This is a genomic window from Streptomyces sp., from assembly GCF_019510245.1.
GTDB lineage: Bacteria > Actinomycetota > Actinomycetes > Streptomycetales > Streptomycetaceae > Streptomyces.
Genome location: NZ_JAEKKT010000138.1, coordinates 1 through 19,426, shown reverse-complemented (window position 1 = coordinate 19,426; position 19,426 = coordinate 1). Strand labels below are relative to the sequence as shown.

The window sequence follows — 19,426 nt, the reverse complement described above, 5'->3', positions numbered from 1 at the left end:
GCCTCAGGACTCCTGGGTGAGGGAGACGAGCACGTCGTCCCCTTCGATCTTTACGGGGTATACGGGGACGGGGCGCGTGGCCGGGAGGCCGGACGGCTTGCCGGTGCGCAGGTCGAAGCTGGAGCCGTGCAGCCAGCACTCGATCTGGCAGTCCTCCACCTCGCCCTCGGAGAGCGAGACGTTGGCGTGGGAGCAGATGTCGTGGATGGCGAACACCTCCCCCTCGGTCTTCACGACCGAGACCGGCGTGCCGTCGAGTTCCACCCGCTTCGGGGTGTCCTCCTCCAGCTCGCTCAGCCCGCAGGCGCGTACGAACGCAGTGGACGTCATGCGACCGAGGCCTCCAGCTCCTCCTCGATCTTGGCGAGCAGGCGCTCCTCGATGTCGGCGACACCGATCTGCTGGACCAGTTCGGCGAAGAAGCCGCGGACCACCAGGCGGCGGGCCTCGTACTCCGGGATGCCGCGGGCCATCAGGTAGAAGAGCTGCTCGTCGTCGAAGCGGCCGGTGGCCGAGGCGTGGCCGGCGCCGACGATCTCGCCGGTCTCGATCTCCAGGTTCGGCACCGAGTCGACCCGCGCGCCGTCCGTGAGGACCAGGTTGCGGTTCATCTCGTAGGTGTCAGTGCCCTCGGCCTTGGCCTCGATGAGGACGTCGCCGATCCACACCGCGTGCGCGTCCTCGCCCTGGAGCGCGCCCTTGTAGGCGACGTTGGACTTGCAGTGCGGGGTGTTGTGGTCGACCAGCAGGCGGTGCTCCTGGTGCTGCCCGGCGTCGGTGAAGTACAGGCCGTACAGCTCGGCCTCGCCGCCGGAGCCGGCGTAGGCGACGCGCGGGTGCAGCCGTACGAGGTTGCCGCCGAAGGTGACCACCACGGACTTGAAGCTGGCGTCGCGGCCGATCAGGGCGTTGTGCTGGGCCACGTGGACGGCCTTGTCGTCCCAGTCCTGGACGGAGACGACGGTGAGCTTGGCGCCGTCACCCAGGACGTACTCGACGTTGGCGGCGGTGACCACGTCACCGGTGTGGTCGATGACGACGACGGCCTCGGCGAAGGCGCCCAGCTCGATCACCTGGTGGCCGAAGGCGACGCCGCCCTGGCCGTGCACCCTGATCCGGATCGGCTCGGTGAGCACCGTCTCCTTGGGGACGGTGACCACGCCGGCCCGCTCGAAGGCGGAGTACGCCTGGGCGGCGACCCGGTCCACGGGGGCGCCGGCCCGGCCGAGCCGGGGGTCGTCGCGGCCGACCAGCTCGACGGTGACGCCCTCGGGGGCCTCCACCACGACCTTCAGGCTGTCGTCGGTGGCGACCGCCGTGCCGTCGTGCAGCCCGCGCAGGCGCTCCAGCGGGGTGAACCGCCACTCCTCCTCGCGGCCGTGCGGGACCGGGAAGTCCGCGACGTCGAAGGACGGGGGCGCGCTCATGCGCGTGGCGACGGTCGACTCGGCGGCCACCGCGATGGCGCCGGCGGTGGTGGAGCCCACCGGTGGGGGTCCCCCCGCCCGAGCGGATCCGAGGGTGGGGGAGTTCTGAGCCTCAGCCATGGCTGTCGGTCTGCTCGCTTTCTTACGTGAGTGGCTTGACGGTGACGGCGGTCGCTTAGCCGACCGCGCCTTCCATCTGGAGCTCGATCAGCCGGTTGAGTTCGAGGGCGTACTCCATGGGCAGCTCCTTGGCGATCGGCTCGACGAAGCCGCGCACGATCATCGCCATCGCCTCGAACTCGGAGAGTCCGCGGCTCATCAGGTAGAAGAGCTGGTCCTCGGAGACCTTGGAGACGGTCGCCTCGTGGCCCATGGACACGTCGTCCTCGCGGACGTCCACGTAGGGGTACGTGTCGGAACGGGAGATCGTGTCGACGAGCAGTGCGTCGCACAGCACGTTCGACTTGGATCCGGCCGCGCCCTCGCCGATCTCGACCAGACCGCGGTAGGAGGTACGGCCGCCGCCGCGCGCCACCGACTTGGAGACGATGTTGGAGGAGGTGTTGGGCGCCATGTGGACCATCTTGGAACCGGCGTCCTGGTGCTGGCCCTCGCCCGCGAAGGCGATGGAGAGGGTCTCGCCCTTGGCGTGCTCGCCCATCAGGTAGACGGCCGGGTACTTCATCGTCACCTTGGAGCCGATGTTGCCGTCGATCCACTCCATGGTGGCGCCCTCGTAGGCGACGGCGCGCTTGGTGACCAGGTTGTAGACGTTGTTCGACCAGTTCTGGATGGTCGTGTAGCGGCAGCGGGCGTTCTTCTTGACGATGATCTCGACGACCGCGGAGTGCAGGGAGTCCGACTTGTAGATCGGGGCCGTGCAACCCTCGACGTAGTGCACGTAGGCACCCTCGTCGACGATGATCAGGGTCCGCTCGAACTGGCCCATGTTCTCCGTGTTGATGCGGAAGTAGGCCTGCAGCGGGATCTCCACGTGGACGCCCGGCGGGACGTAGATGAAGGAGCCGCCCGACCACACGGCGGTGTTCAGGGAGGCGAACTTGTTGTCACCGACCGGGATGACGGTGCCGAAGTACTCCTTGAAGAGGTCCGGGTGCTGCTTCAGCGCGGTGTCGGTGTCCAGGAAGATGACGCCCTGCTCCTCCAGGTCCTCGCGGATCTGGTGGTAGACGACCTCCGACTCGTACTGGGCGGCGACACCGGCGACCAGGCGCTGCTTCTCGGCCTCCGGGATGCCCAGCTTGTCGTAGGTGTTCTTGATGTCCTCGGGCAGGTCCTCCCAGGACTCCGCCTGCTTCTCCGTGGAGCGCACGAAGTACTTGATGTTGTCGAAGTCGATGCCGGAGAGGTCGGAGCCCCAGTTCGGCATGGGCTTCTTCTCGAAGAGGCGCAGGCCCTTGAGGCGGAGCTTGGTCATCCACTCGGGCTCGGACTTCTTCGCGGAGATGTCCCGGACGACGTCCTCGTTGATGCCGCGCTTGGCGGAGGCGCCGGCCGTGTCGGAGTCGGCCCAGCCGTATTCGTACTTGCCCAGGCCCTCGAGCTCAGGGTGGGCAGTCTCCGTGGGGAGAGTCATGCGGGGTTCCTCCCGGCCGTGCTAGCAGATGCGTCAGTGGAAATCTTGGGGATGAACGTCGTGCAGACGCCGTCGCCGTGCGCGATGGTCGCCAGTCGCTGGACGTGCGTTCCGAGCAGCTCGGCGAAGATCTCCGTCTCCGCCTCGCACAGCTGGGGGAACTGCTCCGCGACGTGGGCGACCGGGCAGTGGTGCTGGCACAGCTGTTCGCCGACCGGTGCGGTGCGCGCCGTTGCAGCGTACCCGTCCATGCTCAGGGCCTTGGCCAGCGCTTCCGTGCGCTCGTCGGGGCTCACGCTCTCGATCGCCTTGCGGTAGGCGCTCGCCTGGGCCGTGATCCGGGCCCGCGCGAAGGCGGCGACCGCCTCCTGGCCGCCTCCCTGCTCGGCGATCCAGCGCAGCGCGTCGGCGGCGAGCTTGTCGTACGACTGGTCGAAGGCGTCCCGGCCGCAGTCGGTGAGCGCGAAGACCTTGGCGGGCCGGCCGCGCGTCCGCGCGCCGTACACCCGCTGCTCGCGTGCCGCCACGACGTCGTCGGCGACCAGCGCGTCCAGATGCCGGCGTACGGCCGCGGGGGTCAGGCCCAGGCGTCCGGCCAGCTCGGTGACGGTCGACGGCCCGTGGTCCAGGATGGACCGCGCGACCCGGTTGCGCGTCGAGCGCTCACCGGTCGCTAGCTCCTCCTGCGGGGGCCCCGTGGGGGTCTCCCGAGCCTCGCCGACGTTTTTCACAACGCCATTGTTGCGTAATTCCTCAGAACCAGGCAAGCGGCGTCCGGGCGACGGGACGGTGCCCTGCATCACTTAGGCATACCTAACCAAGCATGCGCCCTGACCTGCGGAAACGATCTTTGATCGATCATCCCGCAGCCAATTCGGTGGCGTTCCGCGGCCCCCTCGGGAACACTCCGGAACCATGCCCACACCCCCTCCGACCGGCCCTCTTGTGACGCGGGACGCCCTCGCCGGGCAGCTTCACCTGCTCGGCGTCAGGACCGGCGAGACCCTCCTGGCACACACCTCGCTCAGTTCCCTCGGGTGGGTGAACGGCGGAGCCGTCGCGGTCGTCCAGGCCCTCCTCGACGCCCTCGGCCCGGACGGCACCCTGGTGGTGCCCACCCAGACCGGTGACCTCTCGGACCCCGCGGTGTGGCGGAATCCGCCGGTGCCCGAGGAGTGGTGGGGGACGATCCGGGCCACCATGCCGCCGTACGACCCCAGGACCACCCCCTCGCGCGGGGTCGGCGTGATCCCGGAGACCGTGCGGACCTGGCCGGGTGCGCTGCGCAGCGCCCACCCGCAGACCTCCTTCGCGGCCGTCGGCCCGCGCGCGGCGGAGATCCTCGAGGGCCACGCCCCCGACTGCCGGCTCGGCGAGCGGAGCCCGCTGGCCCGGCTGGAGAAGCTGCACGCGCGCGTGCTCATGCTCGGCACCGGCTACGCCACCTGCACCAGCTTCCACCTCGCCGAGTACCGGATCCCCTCTCCGCGCGTCCGGGTCGGCCGCCCCGCCCCCGGCGGCGGCTGGGAGGAGGTCACCGAGGTGTCGATCACCTCCGACCGCTTCGACGAACTGGGGTACGACTTCGAACGCGACCGGAGCGTCGTCGTCCGCGGAGAGGTCGGTGGTGCGGACGCCCGGCTCTTCCCCGTGGCGGACGCCGTGGCCTACGCCGAGCGATGGCTGGCCGTACACCGTCCCCGTGAGGAGGAGATCTAGTACCCGGCCGTCCGGGTGACGGCAGGCGTCCTTAGACTCTGTCACCATGCGAAGTGAGCCGGTGGTCCAGGTGCGGGACCTGGTGAAGCGGTACGGCGCCAAGACCGCTGTAAACGGCCTCGATCTGACCGCCGAGGCGGGTGTGACCGCCGTACTCGGTCCGAACGGGGCGGGCAAGACGACCACGATCGAGACCTGCGAGGGGTACCGCAAGCCGGATTCCGGCGCGGTGCGCGTCCTGGGCCTCGATCCCGTACGGCAGTCCGACGAGCTGCGCCCCAGAGTGGGCGTGATGCTCCAGTCCGGGGGCGTCTACTCGGGCGCGCGTGCCGACGAGATGCTGCGGCACGTGGCGAAGCTGCACGCACATCCGCTGGACGTGGACGCGCTGATGGACCGGCTGGGCCTCGGCAGCTGCGGCCGGACGTCGTACCGCCGCCTCTCCGGCGGCCAGCAGCAGCGCCTCGCCCTCGCCATGGCCGTGGTCGGCCGCCCGGAGCTGGTCTTCCTCGACGAGCCGACGGCGGGCCTCGACCCGCAGGCCCGCCACGCCACCTGGGACCTGGTCCGGGACCTGCGCACCGACGGCGTCTCGGTCATCCTCACCACGCACTACATGGAGGAGGCCGAGCGGCTCGCCGACGACGTCGCCGTCATCGACGCCGGCCGGGTGATCGCCCAGGGCTCCCCCGAACAGCTGTGCAAGGGCGGTGCCGAGAACACCCTGCGGTTCACCGGCCGCCCCGGCCTCGACGTCGGCTCGCTCCTCAAGGCGCTGCCGGCCGACTCCACGGCCGCCGAGCTGACCCCGGGCTCCTACCGGGTCGTCGGCAAGGTCAACCCCCAGCTGCTGGCGACGGTGACCTCGTGGTGCGCCCAGCACGGCGTGATGCCCGACCGCATTTCGGTCGAACGCCACACGCTGGAGGACGTCTTCCTGGAGCTGACCGGCAAGGAGCTGCGCTCATGACCACCGCGACCGGCACGGACGCCGGCACCTACACCCCGAAGCCGGGTGCCGCCCCGCTCCCCCGCATGATCGCGGCACAGGCGGCGCTGGAGACGAGGATGCTGCTCCGCAACGGCGAGCAACTCCTGCTGACGGTCGTGATCCCCACACTCCTCCTCGTGCTCTTCAGCTCGGTGGATGTCGTCGACACGGGCTCCGGCAGGTCGGTCGACTTCCTGGCCCCCGGCATCCTCGCCCTCGCCGTCATGTCCACGGCCTTCACCGGCCAGGCCATCGCGACCGGTTTCGAGCGCCGCTACGGCGTCCTGAAGCGCCTCGCCTCCTCCCCGCTGCCCCGCTGGGCCCTGATGACCGCCAAGACCGCGTCGGTCCTGGTCACCGAGATCCTCCAGGTGATCCTCCTGACGGTGATCGCCTTCGCCCTCGGCTGGTCCCCGCACGGCAACCCCCTCGCCGTCCTGCTCCTCCTGGTACTCGGCACGGCCGCCTTCTCCGGCCTCGGCCTGCTGATGGCGGGCACCCTGAAGGCGGAGGCGACCCTGGCCGCCGCCAACCTGGTGTTCCTGCTGCTGCTCGTGGGCGGCGGGGTCATCGTCCCGCTGGACAAGTTCGGCGGGGCCCAGCACGCCCTCGGCCTGCTGCCCATCTCCGCGCTGTCGGACGGGCTGCGCGACGTGCTCCAGCACGGGGCGGGGACGCCGTGGGGCGACCTGGGGATCCTCGCGGTGTGGGCGGTGGTGGCGCTGGCGGCGGCCGGGAGGTTCTTCCGCTGGGAGTGACGGTTCTGCCGCCGCGGAACGGAAGCCGCCGCTGGGCCACGTGAGTGACGTTCGTGCCCAGCGGGAAAAGACGCTCCGTGTACGAGTCGGCGGAACTCCCCAGCGCTCTGCAACCGTTTTGCTGCACGACGTCGTGATGTGCGTGGCGGCCCCGGCCTTCGTGGCATCGCCGTGGGACGGGCAACTGCGCGGTCTTCGGGCGGAGGGCTTCTACGGCCATGACCGCAGGCTGCTGCACACCGCCCGTCTGCTGATCCACGGACGCGAGCCTGAGCCGATCGGCGTCCAGCCGCTCGGGCCCGACCGGGTGCGCTTCACCTCGGTCCACCGCTACCAGGGCGACCCGAGCGACGATCCCACCCTGATCGTCGAGCGGGTGCGGACGGCGGGCCAGGGCGAGTTCATCCAGCTGCGGAACGTCGGTACGGTCACCCGCCGCCTGCGCCTCGAACTGGCGCCGGCGACCGACCTCGCGGACATCGCCGACGTCACACGGGGCCGCCCGACGCCGACCGTGCCGTGCTCCGTCCCCGGGGACGGCGGCGGTCTGCGCTGGCGGACCCAGACGGGCCGCGCCGAGGTCCGCACGGTGGGCGGGGCGGGCGCACCGGAGGTCACGGACGGACCGGAGGGCGGCACCTTCGCCTGGCCCCGGATCATGCTGCGTCCGGGCGAGGACTGGCACACCCGCGTCGGCGTGGCTCGCGCAGGGCCCGGCCGGCCGAGGCGCGGCGGACGCTGGAGCAGGCCGAGGCGATCTACCTGCGGCTCTACGGCGAGCGGCACTACTACCGTGCCAAGTCCCTGACCCGGCTCGGCCCCGTGCTGCGCGCCCAGGGCGACGGCGGCGGCGCGGAGCGCGTGCTCCGGGAGGCGGACGGGATCTTCCGGGCGGCCCTCGGTGACGACCACCCCGCGCTGACCGTGTGCGAGCACCTGTCCGACTGCGCCTCGGACCGCGGCGACCACGAGGAGGCCGGCCGGCTCCGGCGCGAGGCGGACCGCATCCGCCGGCTGCTGTGACCCCCGCCGGCTGCTGTGACCCCCGGTGGCGCACGGCGACCCCGACCCTCGTGAACACATGCACAAGCGGCCCCCTACCATGGTGCCGTGCCAAAGCTGACGCCCACCGACCTCGTAGCGGCGCTGCGCAACCCGCTCGCCTTCATCGCCGACCGCTGGACCCCGGCTCCCCGGACCGTCCGGCGGGCGGCTCTCGCCGCGCTCGTCATGTCGGTGGTCATCGTGGTCACCGGCGGCGCGGTGCGGCTCACCGGCTCCGGGCTCGGCTGCCCGACCTGGCCCGAGTGCACCGCCGGCTCGCTGACCCCGACCGACGCGCTGAGCTACCACAGCGCCATCGAGTTCACGAACCGCATGCTGACCTACGTGCTGTGCGCGGCGGTCGGCTGGGCGATCATCGCGGCCCGGTCCCAGAAGCCGTTCCGGCGCGGTCTGACCCGGCTGGGCTGGGCGCAGTTCTGGCTCGTGATGAGCAACGCGATCCTGGGCGGCATCGTGGTGCTCGTCGGCCTCAACCCGTACACGGTCGCCGCGCACTTCCTGCTGGCGACGGCCCTCATCACGGTCGCCGCCCTGATGTGGCAGCGCACCCGCGAGGGTGACGGCGAGCCGCGTCCGCTGGTCGGCAGGGCCGTGCAGCAGCTGGTGTGGGCCCTGGTGACCGTGTCGCTGCTGCTCATCGCCGCGGGCACGGTGGTGACCGGCGCGGGACCGCACCCGGGCGACTCCGGCGACGTCGAGCGCATCGACGTCAGCTGGTCGGGCGTCGCCGAGCTGCACGCGGTGTTCGCCTGGATCGTGGTGTCGCTGACCTTCGCCCTGTGGTTCTTCCTCAAGGGCGTCGGCGCGCCCCAGGGACCGCGGGACCGGGTCCGCGACCTGTTCCTGATCCTGCTCGGTCAGGGTGTGATCGGGTACGTCCAGTACTTCACGCACCTGCCCACGGTCCTGGTCGGCCTGCACATGTTCGGTTCCTGCCTGGTGTGGATCGGTGTGCTCCGGGTGCTGTTCTCGCTGCGGGAACGCGCCGAGGTCACGGCCGACCTGCCCGCTCAGTCGTACGACGCCGTGAGCGCGTCGATCGCCGGGCCCAAGTAGTCCCGGGTCAGCCGGCCCCGGCGATCCGTCCACTCCTTGGTGGGCGCGGCAGGGCAGGCGTCGTAGCGGCGGCTTCGGATGTCGTCGACGACCTCGGCGGGGGCGCCGAGACCGGGCAGCAGGTCGAGGGCCTCGCGTTTGGAGATCAGGCGGCCCTCGCGGACGGTGACGGTGGCCCGGGCGAAGGTGATCAGGCCCAGATCGACCCAGACGTCCTGCGTCCACCGCGAGGCCTTGTCCACGGCGGGTCGCCAGTACTCCCGCTGGTCACGGACGACGAAGTCACCGAGCTCCCGGTCCGTCACGGACGGCAGCAGCCCGGCGGGGGCCCGGCCGTGCAGCACCCGTCCGAACGCGTGCAGCTCGCGCCGGGTCACCGGGGTGACCGGCCGTTTGAACAGCCGCTGGTGCGCCCAGGTCCAATGGCGGCGGGCGGGGTCCGCAGCGGTCGACGGAGTCAGATAGGTGCAGTGCAGGACGGCGGCGAGCGGCAGCGCGCGCAGCCGGGCGTGCGCCACGCGGATCCGCCATACGACGGCTGGGGTCACCGGGCCGGGTAGTACCGCGATCAGGTCCAGGTCGCTGCGGCCCTCCTGGTAGTCGTCGCCCGCGGCGAGCGAGCCGTGCGCCCAGACGGCCACGGGGTCCAGTGCCGACAGCTCACGGACGAAGCGGGCCAGTAACGTCTCGGTGTCCATCCGCCCAGTCTGGACAGCTCACTCCAGCCCGTACACCCGTTTCGCGTTCCCTGCCGCGATCAGCCTGGCCACGCGCTGGGCGTCGCCGAGCGACCAGGCGCCCTCGGCGACCCAGGTGCCCAGGACCCGGGCGAGGGACTCGCGGAAGAGACGGGCGCCGACCACGTGCAGCTCGGGCAGGCCGTGGGCGCCGCTGGAGAAGAGGATCTTGCCGAAAGGGGCCAGTTCCAGGATCTCGGCGAGGATCGTCGCGGCGCGGGCTCCGGTGCGCACCAGGGCCGCGCCCGAGTCGGCGTAGACGTGCGGGAAGACGCCGGCGAGGTGGGCGGCGTGCCGGTGGTAGGGGTAGCCGTGCAGGAGGACCAGGTCGGTGCCGAGGCCGGCGGTGGCCCGGACGAAATCGGTGAGCAGGACCGGGTCGGTGCGGTCGATCCGGGCTCCGGGCTCGCCGAGGCCCGCGTGCAGCTGGAGCGGGAGACCGGAGGCCACGGCGATCCAGAGCAGGTGCCGCAGGAGGACCGGGTCGGCCAGCTCGCCGCCGACCCGGCGGCCCGCCAGCCAGCGGCCGGCCGCGCCCCGCACCTCACCGGGACCGGGGGGTTCGGGGGCCAGGGCCAGGCCGTGCCGGAGACCGGCGACGGAGGTGAAGGCGACCGCGTTCGCGGCCGCGCCGTGCACCGACTCGGCGAGGTTGGCGAGGAACGACTCGACGGTGCCGGAGGTGTCGGCGACCTGCTCGGCGAGGAGCTCCAGGCGGACGATCTCGCGGGCCGCGGCGGCGCCGGTCGAGGCCATCTCGGCGGGACCGGTGAGGTCGCCGGGCAGGCCGGTGTCGACGAGGTAGGTGGTGATGCCGCTGCCGCGCAGGAGACGGCGGCCGGCCTCCAGGACGCCGAGTTCGCGGCGCCGGGCCAGGTAGCGGGCCGGTGCGCAGTGGGGTTCCAGGCCGAGGAGCGGGGGGCACCAGCGTCGTAGCGCGAAACCGGTCTGGGTGTCGAAGAGGGTCGTGCCGGCGGCCGGGGGGCCTTCGGTGCGGGCGAGCTGGGTCTCGAAGGTGCCGAGGCCCAGCTCCGTGCGCAGCACTCCGTGGCAGTACTGGTCCACCAGGTTCGGCGTCTCGATCATCCGGGCTCCCCGTGGACGACGGTTGCATGTCCGTCTTAACGGGTGAACCGGGATGGAGGTCGCGGTGTGCGGTCGTTCTTCGGCCGCGGGCCGGTGGGGGCCGGTCGCGCCCACGCGGCGGAGCCGCATATCAGATGCAGCCCCGCGCCCCTTTGGGGCGCGCTGTTCAGCCGCCTACTTGGATGCCGGCCATGCGCTTCCACTCGTAAGGGCCCGTCGTCACCTTGGCCGCGAACTCGCCGTCGAAGGACTCGTGGACCGTGATGCCGGACTTGGCGACGGCCTGCTCGGCGATCTCGTACGTCGGGGCGACGAGGTCGCCCCAGCCGCCGTCCTCGCCGACGAGGACGATGCGGGCGCCGCGTTCGCCGATGTAGGCCACCTGGCCCTCGGCGCCGCCGTGGGCCTTGGCGAAGGCGCCGATCCGCTTGGTGAGGCGCGCGACCTTGCGCTCGGCCTTCTGGTCAACCTGCTGCGTGTCTGCCATGGACAGGATGCTACTCACGGGTAGATCCACTGGCGAGGGGAGACCGGTGTGACTTGGGTCAGCGCAGGAAGGGGTCCACGGCGACGGCCACGAACAACAGCGACACGTAGGTGATGGACCAGTGGAACAGCCGCATCTCCTTGAGCTTGCCGCCCGTCACCTCGCCCTTCGCGCGGTGCTGGAGCGCGTGCGCCTCCCAGAGCCACCAGCCGCCGGCCACCAGCGCGACCAGCGTGTAGAACCAGCCGGTGTAGCCGAGCGGGGTGAGCAGGAGGGAGACGGCGACCATCACCCAGCTGTAGATGACGATCTGCTTGGCGACGACCTTGTTGGACGCGACCACCGGCAGCATCGGCACGCCCACGCGCGCGTAGTCGTCCTTCACCTTCATGGACAGCGGCCAGTAGTGCGGCGGCGTCCAGAAGAACATGACGAGGAAGAGGATGATCGGCGCCCACGACATGGAGTCCGTGACGGCCGACCAGCCGATCAGCACCGGCAGACAGCCCGCGATACCGCCCCAGACGATGTTCTGCGAGGTACGGCGCTTGAGGATCATCGTGTAGACGACGACGTAGAAGAGCAGCGCTCCGAGTGACAGCCAGGCGCTCAGCCAGTTGACGGTGAGACCGAACAACACGGTGGAGACGACCGCCAGGGAGATGCCGAAGGCGAGGCACTCGCGCGGGCTGACCATGCCGGTCACCAGCGGACGCTGCGAGGTGCGGTCCATCAGCGCGTCGATGTCCCGGTCGATGTACATGTTCAGCGCGTTGGCGCCGCCCGCCGAGAGGTAGCCGCCGACGCAGGTGAGCAGCACCAGCGTCAGGTCGGGCACACCCTGCTGCGCCAGGAACATCACCGGAACGGTGGTGATGAGCAGCAGCTCGATGATCCGCGGCTTGGTCAGCGCCACGAAAGCTTTGACACGGGCCCCGAACGGCCGGTGGCTCGGGCTCTCGCTCGCACCGAGCACCCCCGCTGGACGGGATTCGACGGCCGTCACGCACACCCCTGACAGAGACTCCCAGCGAGCCCGGCCGTGTGAACTCACGGTAAAGGCTCGCGCGTACCACGCCACTTTAGACGTTGCCCATACCCCGACCTTCGCGGGGGTGGGGTCGTGTTGGCGGGCGTCTCGGGAGAGGGGTGGGGTGGCTCGATTGAGCAGTCAGATGAGCGGCTGCGTATTCAACTGCATTCGTGTGCCGACATGCCTTCTCGGCCAGTCGGGAGGCGGATCCCCGAGAGTCCCGGCAGTCTGGAAACACTCGAAAAAATGCACGTCCTTACGGGGGTAGGCTCGACAACGGCCGGTGGGCACCCAGTGCACCGGCAGCCGGTGCGGGCGTGTACCCGTGGACCGGTAACCGAACATGTGGAGAGGAGCCCTGACTCAGGGTGAGCACCAAGCCGACCACCACAGACCTCGACTGGACCGAGCTGGACCAGCGGGCCGTCGACACCGCCCGCGTCCTGGCCGCCGATGCCGTACAGAAGGTCGGCAACGGCCATCCGGGTACCGCGATGAGCCTGGCGCCGGCCGCGTACACCCTCTTCCAGAAGGTGATGCGGCACGACCCGTCCGACCCCGACTGGGTGGGCCGCGACCGCTTCGTGCTGTCCGCCGGTCACTCGTCCCTGACCCTCTACACGCAGCTGTACCTGGCCGGCTTCGGCCTGGAGCTGTCGGACCTCGAAGCGTTCCGCACCTGGGGCTCGAAGACCCCCGGTCACCCGGAGTACGGCCACACCAAGGGCGTGGAGACCACCACCGGTCCGCTGGGCCAGGGTGTCGCCAACGCCGTCGGCATGGCCATGGCCGCCCGCTACGAGCGCGGTCTGTTCGACCCGGACGCGCCGCAGGGCGAGTCGCCGTTCGACCACTACATCTACTGTATCGCCGGTGACGGCTGCCTCCAGGAGGGCATCTCCGCCGAGGCGTCCTCGATGGCCGGCCACCAGAAGCTCGGCAACCTGATCCTGCTGTGGGACGACAACCACATCTCGATCGAGGGCGACACCGAGACGGCCGTCTCCGAGGACACCGTCAAGCGGTACGAGGCGTACGGCTGGCACGTGCAGCGGATCGCCCCGAAGCCGGACGGCGACCTGGACCCGCACGCCATCTACAACGCGATCGAGGCGGCCAAGGCGGTCACGGACCGGCCGTCCTTCATCGCGATGCGCTCGATCATCGCCTGGCCCGCCCCGAACGCGCAGAACACCGAGGCCGCACACGGCTCGGCGCTCGGCGCGGACGAGGTCGCGGCCACCAAGCGCGTCCTCGGCTTCGACCCGGAGAAGAGCTTCGACGTCGCCGAGGAGGTCATCGCCCACACCCGGCAGGCCGGGGAGCGGGGTGCCGCGGCGAAGGCCGAGTGGGAGAAGTCGTTCCAGCTGTGGCGGGACAACAACGCCGAGCGGGCCGCCGACTTCGACCGGATCGCCGCGGGTGAGCTGCCCAAGGGCTGGGAGGAGAAGATCCCGGTCTTCGAGCCCGGCAAGGGTGTCGCGACCCGTGCGGCCTCCGGCAAGGTGCTGCAGGCGCTCGGTGCGGTCATCCCCGAGCTGTGGGGCGGCTCCGCCGACCTCGCGGGGTCGAACAACACGACCATCGACAAGGACAGCTCGTTCCTGCCGGCGGACAACCCGCTGCCGGGCGCGAACCCCTACGGCCGCACCATCCACTTCGGTATCCGCGAGCACTCCATGGCCGCGGAGATGAACGGCATCACCCTGCACGGCAACACCCGTGTCTACGGCGGTACGTTCCTCGTCTTCTCCGACTACATGCGCAACGCGGTGCGGCTGTCGGCGCTGATGCACCTGCCGGTGACGTACGTGTGGACCCACGACTCCATCGGCCTCGGCGAGGACGGCCCGACCCACCAGCCGGTCGAGCACCTCGCCTCGCTGCGCGCCATCCCGGGCCTGAACGTGGTCCGCCCGGCCGACGCCAACGAGACCGCGATCGCCTGGCGCGAGATCCTCAGGCGCTACACGAAGGTCTTCGGCAAGGGCGCCCCGCACGGCCTGGCGCTGACCCGTCAGGGCGTGCCGGTGTACGAGTCCAACGAGGACACGGCCAAGGGCGGTTACGTCCTGTTCGAGGCGTCCAACGGGGCCCCGGAGGTCATCCTCGTCGCCACCGGTTCCGAGGTGCACGTCGCCGTCGAGGCGCGCGAGCAGCTGGAGGCCGACGGCGTCCCCACGCGGGTCGTGTCCATGCCGTGCGTGGAGTGGTTCGAGGAGCAGGACCAGGGGTACCGGGACAGCGTCCTGCCGCCGTCCGTCCGGGCGCGGGTGTCGGTCGAGGCGGGTATCGGTCTCACCTGGCACAAGTACGTGGGCGACGCCGGCCGCATCGTTTCCCTGGAGCACTTCGGTGCTTCCGCCGACGGCAAGGTGCTCTTCCAGGAGTTCGGCTTCACTGCCGAGAACGTGGCCGCCAAGGCCAGGGAATCCATCGCCGCCGCCCAGCGCTGACGCTCATATACGACACGTAGGAGATGTAATTCCATGACAGACGCACTCAAGCGCCTCTCCGAGGAAGGCGTCGCGATCTGGCTGGACGACCTGTCGCGCAAGCGGATCACGTCCGGCAACCTTGCCGAGCTGATCGACCAGCAGCACGTCGTGGGCGTCACCACCAACCCGACGATCTTCCAGAAGGCGATCTCGCAGGGCGACGGCTACGACCAGCAGGTCTCCGACCTCGCCGCCCGCAAGGTGACCGTCGAAGAGGCCATCCGCATGATCACCACGGCGGACGTCCGCGACGCCGCCGACATCCTGCGCCCGGTCTACGACGCGACCGACGGCCAGGACGGCCGCGTGTCGATCGAGGTCGACCCGCGCCTGGCGCACAACACCAAGGCGACCGTCGCCGAGGCCAGGCAGCTGGCCTGGCTGGTGGACCGCCCCAACACGCTCATCAAGATCCCGGCCACCGAGGCGGGTCTGCCGGCGATCGCCGAAGTCATCGGCCTCGGCATCAGCGTCAACGTCACGCTGATCTTCTCGCTGGAGCGTTACCGCAAGGTCATGGACGCCTACCTGACCGGCCTGGAGAAGGCCAAGGAGCGCGGCCTCGACCTGTCGCTCATCCGTTCGGTGGCGTCGTTCTTCGTGTCCCGGGTGGACACCGAGATCGACAAGCGCCTGAACGCCCTGGGCACCGACGAGGCCAAGGCGCTGCGCGGCAAGGCCGCCGTCGCCAACGCCCGGCTCGCCTACCAGGCCTACGAGGAGGTCTTCTCCTCCGACCGCTGGCAGGCGCTGGAGAACGCGGGCGCCCGCAAGCAGCGTCCGCTGTGGGCCTCCACCGGCGTGAAGGACCCGGCGTACAAGGACACCATGTACGTCGACGACCTGGTGGCGCCGAACACGGTGAACACCATGCCGGAGGCCACCCTCTTCGCGGTCGAGGACCACGGCGAGATCACCGGCGACACGATCACCGGCACGTACGAGCAGGCCCGCGCCGACCTCGACGCCGTCGAGGCCCTCGGGATCTCGTACGACGACGTGGTCCAGGTTCTGGAGGACGAGGGCGTCGAGAAGTTCGAGGCGTCCTGGAACGACCTGCTCAAGTCGACCCAGGCGGAGCTGGAGCGCCTGGCCCCCTCGGAGGGCTGACATCTTGTCAAGCAGCAACCCGCTGCGTGACCCCGCCGACCGACGGCTCCCGCGTATCGCGGGGCCGTCGGGTCTGGTCATCTTCGGCGTCACGGGCGACCTCTCCCGCAAGAAGCTCATGCCCGCCGTCTACGACCTCGCCAACCGGGGTCTGCTGCCGCCGGGCTTCTCCCTGGTCGGCTTCGCCCGCCGCGAGTGGGCCAACGAGGACTTCGCCGCCGAGGTCCACGACGCCGTCAAGGAACACGCCCGCACGCCGTTCCGCGAGGAGGTCTGGCAGCAGCTCATCCAGGGGATGCGCTTCGTCCAGGGCACCTTCGACGACGACGACGCGTTCGAGCGCCTGCGCTCCACCATCGAGGAGCTGGACAAGGCGCAGGGCACGGGCGGCAACTTCGCCTTCTACCTCTCGGTGCCGCCGCGCTCCTTCCCGGTGGTCATCCAGCAGCTGAAGAAGCACGGCCTGGCCGACCAGTCCGGCGGCTCCTGGCGGCGCGCGGTCATCGAGAAGCCCTTCGGCCACGACCTGAAGTCGGCCGAGGAGCTCAACAAGGTCGTGCACGAGGTGTTCGAGCCGGAGCAGGTCTTCCGGATCGACCACTACCTCGGCAAGGAGACCGTCCAGAACATCCTGGCGCTGCGCTTCGCCAACACCATGTACGAGCCGATCTGGAACCGGTCCTTCGTGGACCACGTGCAGATCACCATGGCCGAGGACATCGGCATCGGCGGCCGCGCCGGCTACTACGACGGCATCGGCTCGGCCCGTGACGTCATCCAGAACCACCTGCTCCAGCTCATGGCCCTGACCGCCATGGAGGAGCCCGCCTCCTTCGACGCGGACGCGCTGGCCGCCGAGAAGGAGAAGGTGCTCGGCGCGGTCCGGCTGCCGAAGGACCTCGGCACCTCGACCGTGCGCGGCCAGTACGCGGCCGGCTGGCAGGGCGGCGAGAAGGTCATCGGCTACCTCGAAGAGGACGGCATCAACGCCAGGTCGAAGACCGACACCTACGCGGCCGTGAAGCTGGGGATCGACAACCGCCGCTGGGCGGGCGTCCCCTTCTACCTGCGCACCGGCAAGCGCCTCGGCCGCCGGGTCACCGAGATCGCGGTGGTCTTCCAGCGGGCCCCGCACTCCCCCTTCGACACGACGGCCACCGAGGAACTCGGGCAGAACGCGATCGTCATCCGCGTCCAGCCCGACGAGGGCGTCACCGTCCGGTTCGGCTCCAAGGTGCCGGGCACGTCGATGGAGATCCGGGACGTGTCGATGGACTTCGCGTACGGCGAGTCCTTCACCGAGTCCTCGCCGGAGGCGTACGAGCGGCTGATCCTGGACGTGCTGCTCGGCGACTCCAACCTCTTCCCGCGCACGGAGGAGGTCGAGCTGTCCTGGAAGATCCTCGACCCGATCGAGGAGTACTGGGACAAGCACGGCAGGCCCGCCCAGTACAAGTCCGGCACCTGGGGCCCCGCCGAGGCCGACGAGATGCTGGCACGAGACGGACGGAGCTGGCGCCGCCCATGAAGATAGACCTCACGGACACCACGGCCGGCAAGGTCAACAAGGCGCTGGTGCAGGGCCGCCGGGCCATCGGCACGCCCGCCGTGGGCATGGTGCTGACCCTCGTCATCGTCACCGACGAGGAGAACGCGTACGACGCCCTCAAGGCCGCCGGCGACGCCTCGCACGAGCACCCCTCGCGCACGCTGGTCGTCATCAAGCGCGTCTCCCGCTCCCCCCGCGACCGCACGGCGTCCCGCCTGGACGCCGAGGTCCGGGTGGGCGCGGACGCGGGCACCGGCGAGACGGTGGTGCTGCGGCTGTACGGCGAGGTCGCCGACCACGCCGACTCGGTCGTGCTGCCGCTGCTGCTCCCCGACGCGCCGGTCGTCGTCTGGTGGCCGGTCAACGCCCCGCTCGACCCGGCGAAGGACCCCCTCGGCGCCCTCGCGCAGCGCCGGGTCACCGACACCTACTCCTCCGAGCAGCCGGTACGGGAGCTGTCCGCCCGCGCGGACGCCTACACCCCCGGCGACACGGACCTGTCCTGGACCCGGATCACGCCCTGGCGTTCGATGCTGGCGGCCGCCCTGGACCAGGTGGTCTGCGAGGTCAAGGCGGTCGAGGTGGAGGGCGAGGAGTTCAACCCGAGCTGCGAGCTGCTGGCGATGTGGCTCGCGGACCGGCTGGACGTCCCCGTCAAGCGCTCCCTGTCGGCAGGCCCCGGCCTGACCGCGGTCCGGCTCGCCACCAGCGAGGGCGGGATCGCGCTGGACCGCGCGGACGGCTCCCTCGCGACCCTGTCCATCGACGGTCAGCCGGACCGCGCGGTGGCGCTGAAGCGGCGCGACACGGCCGAGCTGATCGCGGAGGAGCTGCGCCGGCTCGACCCGGACGACACCTACGCCTCCGCGCTGCGCTTCGGCGTGGAGCGGCTCAACGCGTCGGCCTCCCCGGCCACGGAACAGGCACCGGTACCGGAGGCTTCGGCTCCGGAGGCGTCCCCCAAAGGAGAACCGGTCACCCACGCGGCAGCAGCCCCCGACGCCGCTGCCGAGGCTCCCACGACAGAAGCGGCACCGCAGGAAAGGCCGCCGCTGAAGAAGAGGGCGAAGGCGACATGAGCACTCCCCAGCTGGTCGTGCACCGCGACAAGGAGCTGATGGCGCAGGCCGCCGCGGCCCGTCTGATCACGAAGATCGTGGACGCCCAGGCCTCCCGGGGCGAGGCGTCCGTGGTCCTCACAGGCGGCCGCAACGGCAACGGCCTGCTGGCGGCCCTGGCGGCGGCCCCGGCCCGGGACGCCATCGACTGGGGCCGGCTCGACCTGTGGTGGGGCGACGAGCGCTTCCTGCCGGAGGGCGATCCGGAGCGCAACGTCACCCAGGCCCGCGACGCCCTGCTCGGCCAGGTCCCGGTGGACCCGAAGCGCGTGCACGCCATGCCCGCGTCGGACGGCCCCTGGGGCACGGACGTGGACGCGGCGGCCGAGGCCTACGCGGCGGAGCTGGCCCGCGCGGCCGGCCCCGAGAACCACGGCTCGGTGCCCACCTTCGACGTCCTGATGCTGGGCGTCGGCCCGGACACCCACGTGGCCTCGCTCTTCCCGGAGCTGCCCGCGGTCCGCGAGACGGAACGCACGGTGGTCGGCGTCCACGGCGCCCCCAAGCCACCGCCGACCCGCGTCTCCCTCACCCTCCCCGCCATCCGCTCGGCCCGCGAGGTCTGGCTGCTGGCGGCGGGCGAGGACAAGGCCGAGGCCGTCGCCATCGCCCTCTCCGGCGCCGGCGAGATCCAGGCTCCGGCAGCAGGCGCCCAGGGCCGCCGGCGCACCCTGTGGCTCCTGGACGCGGCGGCGGCCTCCCAGCTCCCGCGGTCGCTGTATCCGCCGGCTTCGGCGTGACGAAGCACTGACCGAAGAACCCGTACGGCCGCCACGGCCGTACGGGTTCTTTCACGTCCGGGCCTAACGCCCGCGCAGCTCCCGGTACTTGGCCACCAGCGCCGTCGTCGACGCGTCCAGGCCGGGTACCTCGGTGCCCTCGGTGAGGGCGGGCTCGATGCGCTTGGCGAGTACCTTGCCCAGCTCCACGCCCCACTGGTCGAAGGAGTCGATGTTCCAGACGGCGCCCTGGGTGAACACCTTGTGTTCGTACAGCGCCACCAGCTGGCCGAGCACGGACGGGGTGAGCTCCCGCGCGAGGATGGTGGTCGTCGGGTGGTTGCCCTTGAAGGTGCGGTGCGCCACCTGCTCCTCGGCCACGCCCTCGGCGCGGACCTCCTCCGCCGTCTTGCCGAAGGCCAGCGCCTGCGTCTGGGCGAAGAAGTTCGCCATCAGCAGGTCGTGCTGGGCCCTGA

19 protein-coding genes and 1 pseudogene are annotated in these 19,426 nt (G+C 70.9%); 11 read left to right on the top strand and 9 right to left on the bottom strand.

Translation table 11 applies throughout. The features are described 5' to 3' along the window. Nucleotides 1-3: 3 nt before the first annotated feature. Genes JF597_RS21335 through JF597_RS21320 form a run of 4 tightly spaced genes read right to left on the bottom strand, consistent with a single transcriptional unit; the run spans nucleotide 4 to nucleotide 3,755 of the window. Nucleotides 4-330, bottom strand: coding sequence for a non-heme iron oxygenase ferredoxin subunit (locus tag JF597_RS21335; RefSeq protein ID WP_293997009.1), 327 nt, complete (start codon nucleotides 328-330; stop codon nucleotides 4-6). Then, nucleotides 327-1,547 carry a Fe-S cluster assembly protein SufD gene (sufD, locus tag JF597_RS21330; RefSeq protein ID WP_293997007.1) on the bottom strand — a complete coding sequence of 407 codons (1,221 nt, stop codon included), beginning with the start codon at nucleotides 1,545-1,547 and terminating at the stop codon, nucleotides 327-329. The genes JF597_RS21335 and sufD overlap by 4 nt, the downstream gene beginning before the upstream one ends. Nucleotides 1,548-1,602: 55 nt before the next feature. Beyond that, entirely contained in the window at nucleotides 1,603-3,024 is a 1,422-nt protein-coding gene (sufB, locus tag JF597_RS21325; RefSeq protein ID WP_293997005.1) for a Fe-S cluster assembly protein SufB, read from the bottom strand. Further along, the gene (locus JF597_RS21320; protein ID WP_293997003.1) at nucleotides 3,021-3,755 is read right to left on the bottom strand and encodes a metalloregulator ArsR/SmtB family transcription factor; all 735 of its coding nucleotides are present in this window, start codon (nucleotides 3,753-3,755) and stop codon (nucleotides 3,021-3,023) included. Before JF597_RS21320 ends, sufB begins: the two co-directional genes overlap by 4 nt. A gap of 184 nt (nucleotides 3,756-3,939) precedes the next feature. Here JF597_RS21320 and JF597_RS21315 point away from each other — a divergent pair, with 184 nt between their 5' ends. The 6 genes from JF597_RS21315 (at nucleotide 3,940) to JF597_RS21290 (ending at nucleotide 8,613) form a co-directional block, all read left to right on the top strand. After that, nucleotides 3,940-4,743, top strand: a complete 804-nt coding sequence (locus JF597_RS21315; protein WP_293997001.1) for an aminoglycoside N(3)-acetyltransferase — start codon at nucleotides 3,940-3,942, stop codon at nucleotides 4,741-4,743. A 46-nt stretch (nucleotides 4,744-4,789) separates the two neighbouring features. Beyond that, nucleotides 4,790-5,713, top strand: a complete 924-nt coding sequence (locus JF597_RS21310) for an ABC transporter ATP-binding protein (RefSeq protein ID WP_293996999.1) — start codon at nucleotides 4,790-4,792, stop codon at nucleotides 5,711-5,713. Further along, on the top strand, nucleotides 5,710-6,492 hold the full coding sequence (locus tag JF597_RS21305; protein ID WP_293996997.1) for an ABC transporter permease: 783 nt from the start codon (nucleotides 5,710-5,712) through the stop codon (nucleotides 6,490-6,492). The genes JF597_RS21310 and JF597_RS21305 overlap by 4 nt, the downstream gene beginning before the upstream one ends. Before the next feature lie 118 nt (nucleotides 6,493-6,610). Continuing rightward, nucleotides 6,611-7,300: a glycogen debranching N-terminal domain-containing protein gene (locus JF597_RS21300; RefSeq protein WP_293996995.1), complete on the top strand. Its 690-nt coding sequence runs from the start codon at nucleotides 6,611-6,613 to the stop codon at nucleotides 7,298-7,300. Nucleotides 7,301-7,314: 14 nt separating this feature from the next. After that, a complete protein-coding gene (locus JF597_RS21295; RefSeq protein ID WP_293996993.1) occupies nucleotides 7,315-7,515 on the top strand; it encodes a hypothetical protein in 201 nt (66 codons plus the stop codon). A gap of 87 nt (nucleotides 7,516-7,602) precedes the next feature. Continuing rightward, the gene (locus JF597_RS21290; RefSeq protein ID WP_293996991.1) at nucleotides 7,603-8,613 is read left to right on the top strand and encodes a COX15/CtaA family protein; all 1,011 of its coding nucleotides are present in this window, start codon (nucleotides 7,603-7,605) and stop codon (nucleotides 8,611-8,613) included. Here the strand turns inward: JF597_RS21290 and JF597_RS21285 are convergent. From JF597_RS21285 to JF597_RS21270, 4 genes are all read right to left on the bottom strand, one after another. Beyond that, a complete protein-coding gene (locus JF597_RS21285) occupies nucleotides 8,568-9,311 on the bottom strand; it encodes a nucleotidyltransferase (protein WP_293996989.1) in 744 nt (247 codons plus the stop codon). The two genes, JF597_RS21290 and JF597_RS21285, sit on opposite strands and share 46 nt — an antisense overlap. An 18-nt stretch (nucleotides 9,312-9,329) precedes the next feature. Then, entirely contained in the window at nucleotides 9,330-10,436 is a 1,107-nt protein-coding gene (locus JF597_RS21280; protein WP_293996987.1) for an amidohydrolase family protein, read from the bottom strand. 166 nt (nucleotides 10,437-10,602) lie between these two features. Beyond that, nucleotides 10,603-10,923: a hypothetical protein gene (locus JF597_RS21275; RefSeq protein ID WP_293996985.1), complete on the bottom strand. Its 321-nt coding sequence runs from the start codon at nucleotides 10,921-10,923 to the stop codon at nucleotides 10,603-10,605. Nucleotides 10,924-10,981: 58 nt separating this feature from the next. After that, entirely contained in the window at nucleotides 10,982-11,935 is a 954-nt protein-coding gene (locus JF597_RS21270; RefSeq protein ID WP_293996984.1) for a heme o synthase, read from the bottom strand. Nucleotides 11,936-12,324: 389 nt separating this feature from the next. Between JF597_RS21270 and tkt the strand changes: the two genes are divergently transcribed. The 5 genes from tkt to pgl are packed head-to-tail and all read left to right on the top strand — an operon-like array spanning nucleotide 12,325 to nucleotide 18,971. Next, nucleotides 12,325-14,412, top strand: coding sequence for a transketolase (gene tkt / locus JF597_RS21265; protein ID WP_293996981.1), 2,088 nt, complete (start codon nucleotides 12,325-12,327; stop codon nucleotides 14,410-14,412). 33 nt (nucleotides 14,413-14,445) lie between these two features. Continuing rightward, the gene (gene tal / locus JF597_RS21260) at nucleotides 14,446-15,564 is read left to right on the top strand and encodes a transaldolase (protein ID WP_293996979.1); all 1,119 of its coding nucleotides are present in this window, start codon (nucleotides 14,446-14,448) and stop codon (nucleotides 15,562-15,564) included. A gap of 4 nt (nucleotides 15,565-15,568) precedes the next feature. After that, nucleotides 15,569-17,092 (top strand): glucose-6-phosphate dehydrogenase, encoded by a 1,524-nt coding sequence (gene zwf / locus JF597_RS21255; protein WP_293996977.1) that lies wholly within the window; start codon nucleotides 15,569-15,571, stop codon nucleotides 17,090-17,092. Then, entirely contained in the window at nucleotides 17,089-18,192 is a 1,104-nt protein-coding gene (gene opcA, locus JF597_RS21250; RefSeq protein ID WP_293996975.1) for a glucose-6-phosphate dehydrogenase assembly protein OpcA, read from the top strand. Before zwf ends, opcA begins: the two co-directional genes overlap by 4 nt. Further along, the gene (gene pgl, locus JF597_RS21245; protein WP_293996973.1) at nucleotides 18,189-18,971 is read left to right on the top strand and encodes a 6-phosphogluconolactonase; all 783 of its coding nucleotides are present in this window, start codon (nucleotides 18,189-18,191) and stop codon (nucleotides 18,969-18,971) included. Before opcA ends, pgl begins: the two co-directional genes overlap by 4 nt. A gap of 63 nt (nucleotides 18,972-19,034) precedes the next feature. On the opposite strand, the pseudogene JF597_RS21240 reads toward pgl, so the two are convergent. Then, nucleotides 19,035-19,426: pseudogene (locus JF597_RS21240) on the bottom strand (glucose-6-phosphate isomerase); the annotation flags it as partial.

Bases quoted from the DNA above. Each gene is read 5' to 3' on its own strand.
- JF597_RS21335 (WP_293997009.1), bottom strand. From the start codon at position 330: ATGACGTCCACTGCGTTCGTACGCGCCTGCGGGCTGAGCGAGCTGGAG.
- sufD (WP_293997007.1), bottom strand. From the start codon at position 1,547: ATGGCTGAGGCTCAGAACTCCCCCACCCTCGGATCCGCTCGGGCGGGG.
- sufB (WP_293997005.1), bottom strand. From the start codon at position 3,024: ATGACTCTCCCCACGGAGACTGCCCACCCTGAGCTCGAGGGCCTGGGC.
- JF597_RS21315 (WP_293997001.1), top strand. From the start codon at position 3,940: ATGCCCACACCCCCTCCGACCGGCCCTCTTGTGACGCGGGACGCCCTC.
- JF597_RS21310 (WP_293996999.1), top strand. From the start codon at position 4,790: ATGCGAAGTGAGCCGGTGGTCCAGGTGCGGGACCTGGTGAAGCGGTAC.
- JF597_RS21305 (WP_293996997.1), top strand. From the start codon at position 5,710: ATGACCACCGCGACCGGCACGGACGCCGGCACCTACACCCCGAAGCCG.
- JF597_RS21285 (WP_293996989.1), bottom strand. From the start codon at position 9,311: ATGGACACCGAGACGTTACTGGCCCGCTTCGTCCGTGAGCTGTCGGCA.
- JF597_RS21280 (WP_293996987.1), bottom strand. From the start codon at position 10,436: ATGATCGAGACGCCGAACCTGGTGGACCAGTACTGCCACGGAGTGCTG.
- JF597_RS21275 (WP_293996985.1), bottom strand. From the start codon at position 10,923: ATGGCAGACACGCAGCAGGTTGACCAGAAGGCCGAGCGCAAGGTCGCG.
- tal (WP_293996979.1), top strand. From the start codon at position 14,446: ATGACAGACGCACTCAAGCGCCTCTCCGAGGAAGGCGTCGCGATCTGG.
- opcA (WP_293996975.1), top strand. From the start codon at position 17,089: ATGAAGATAGACCTCACGGACACCACGGCCGGCAAGGTCAACAAGGCG.
- pgl (WP_293996973.1), top strand. From the start codon at position 18,189: ATGAGCACTCCCCAGCTGGTCGTGCACCGCGACAAGGAGCTGATGGCG.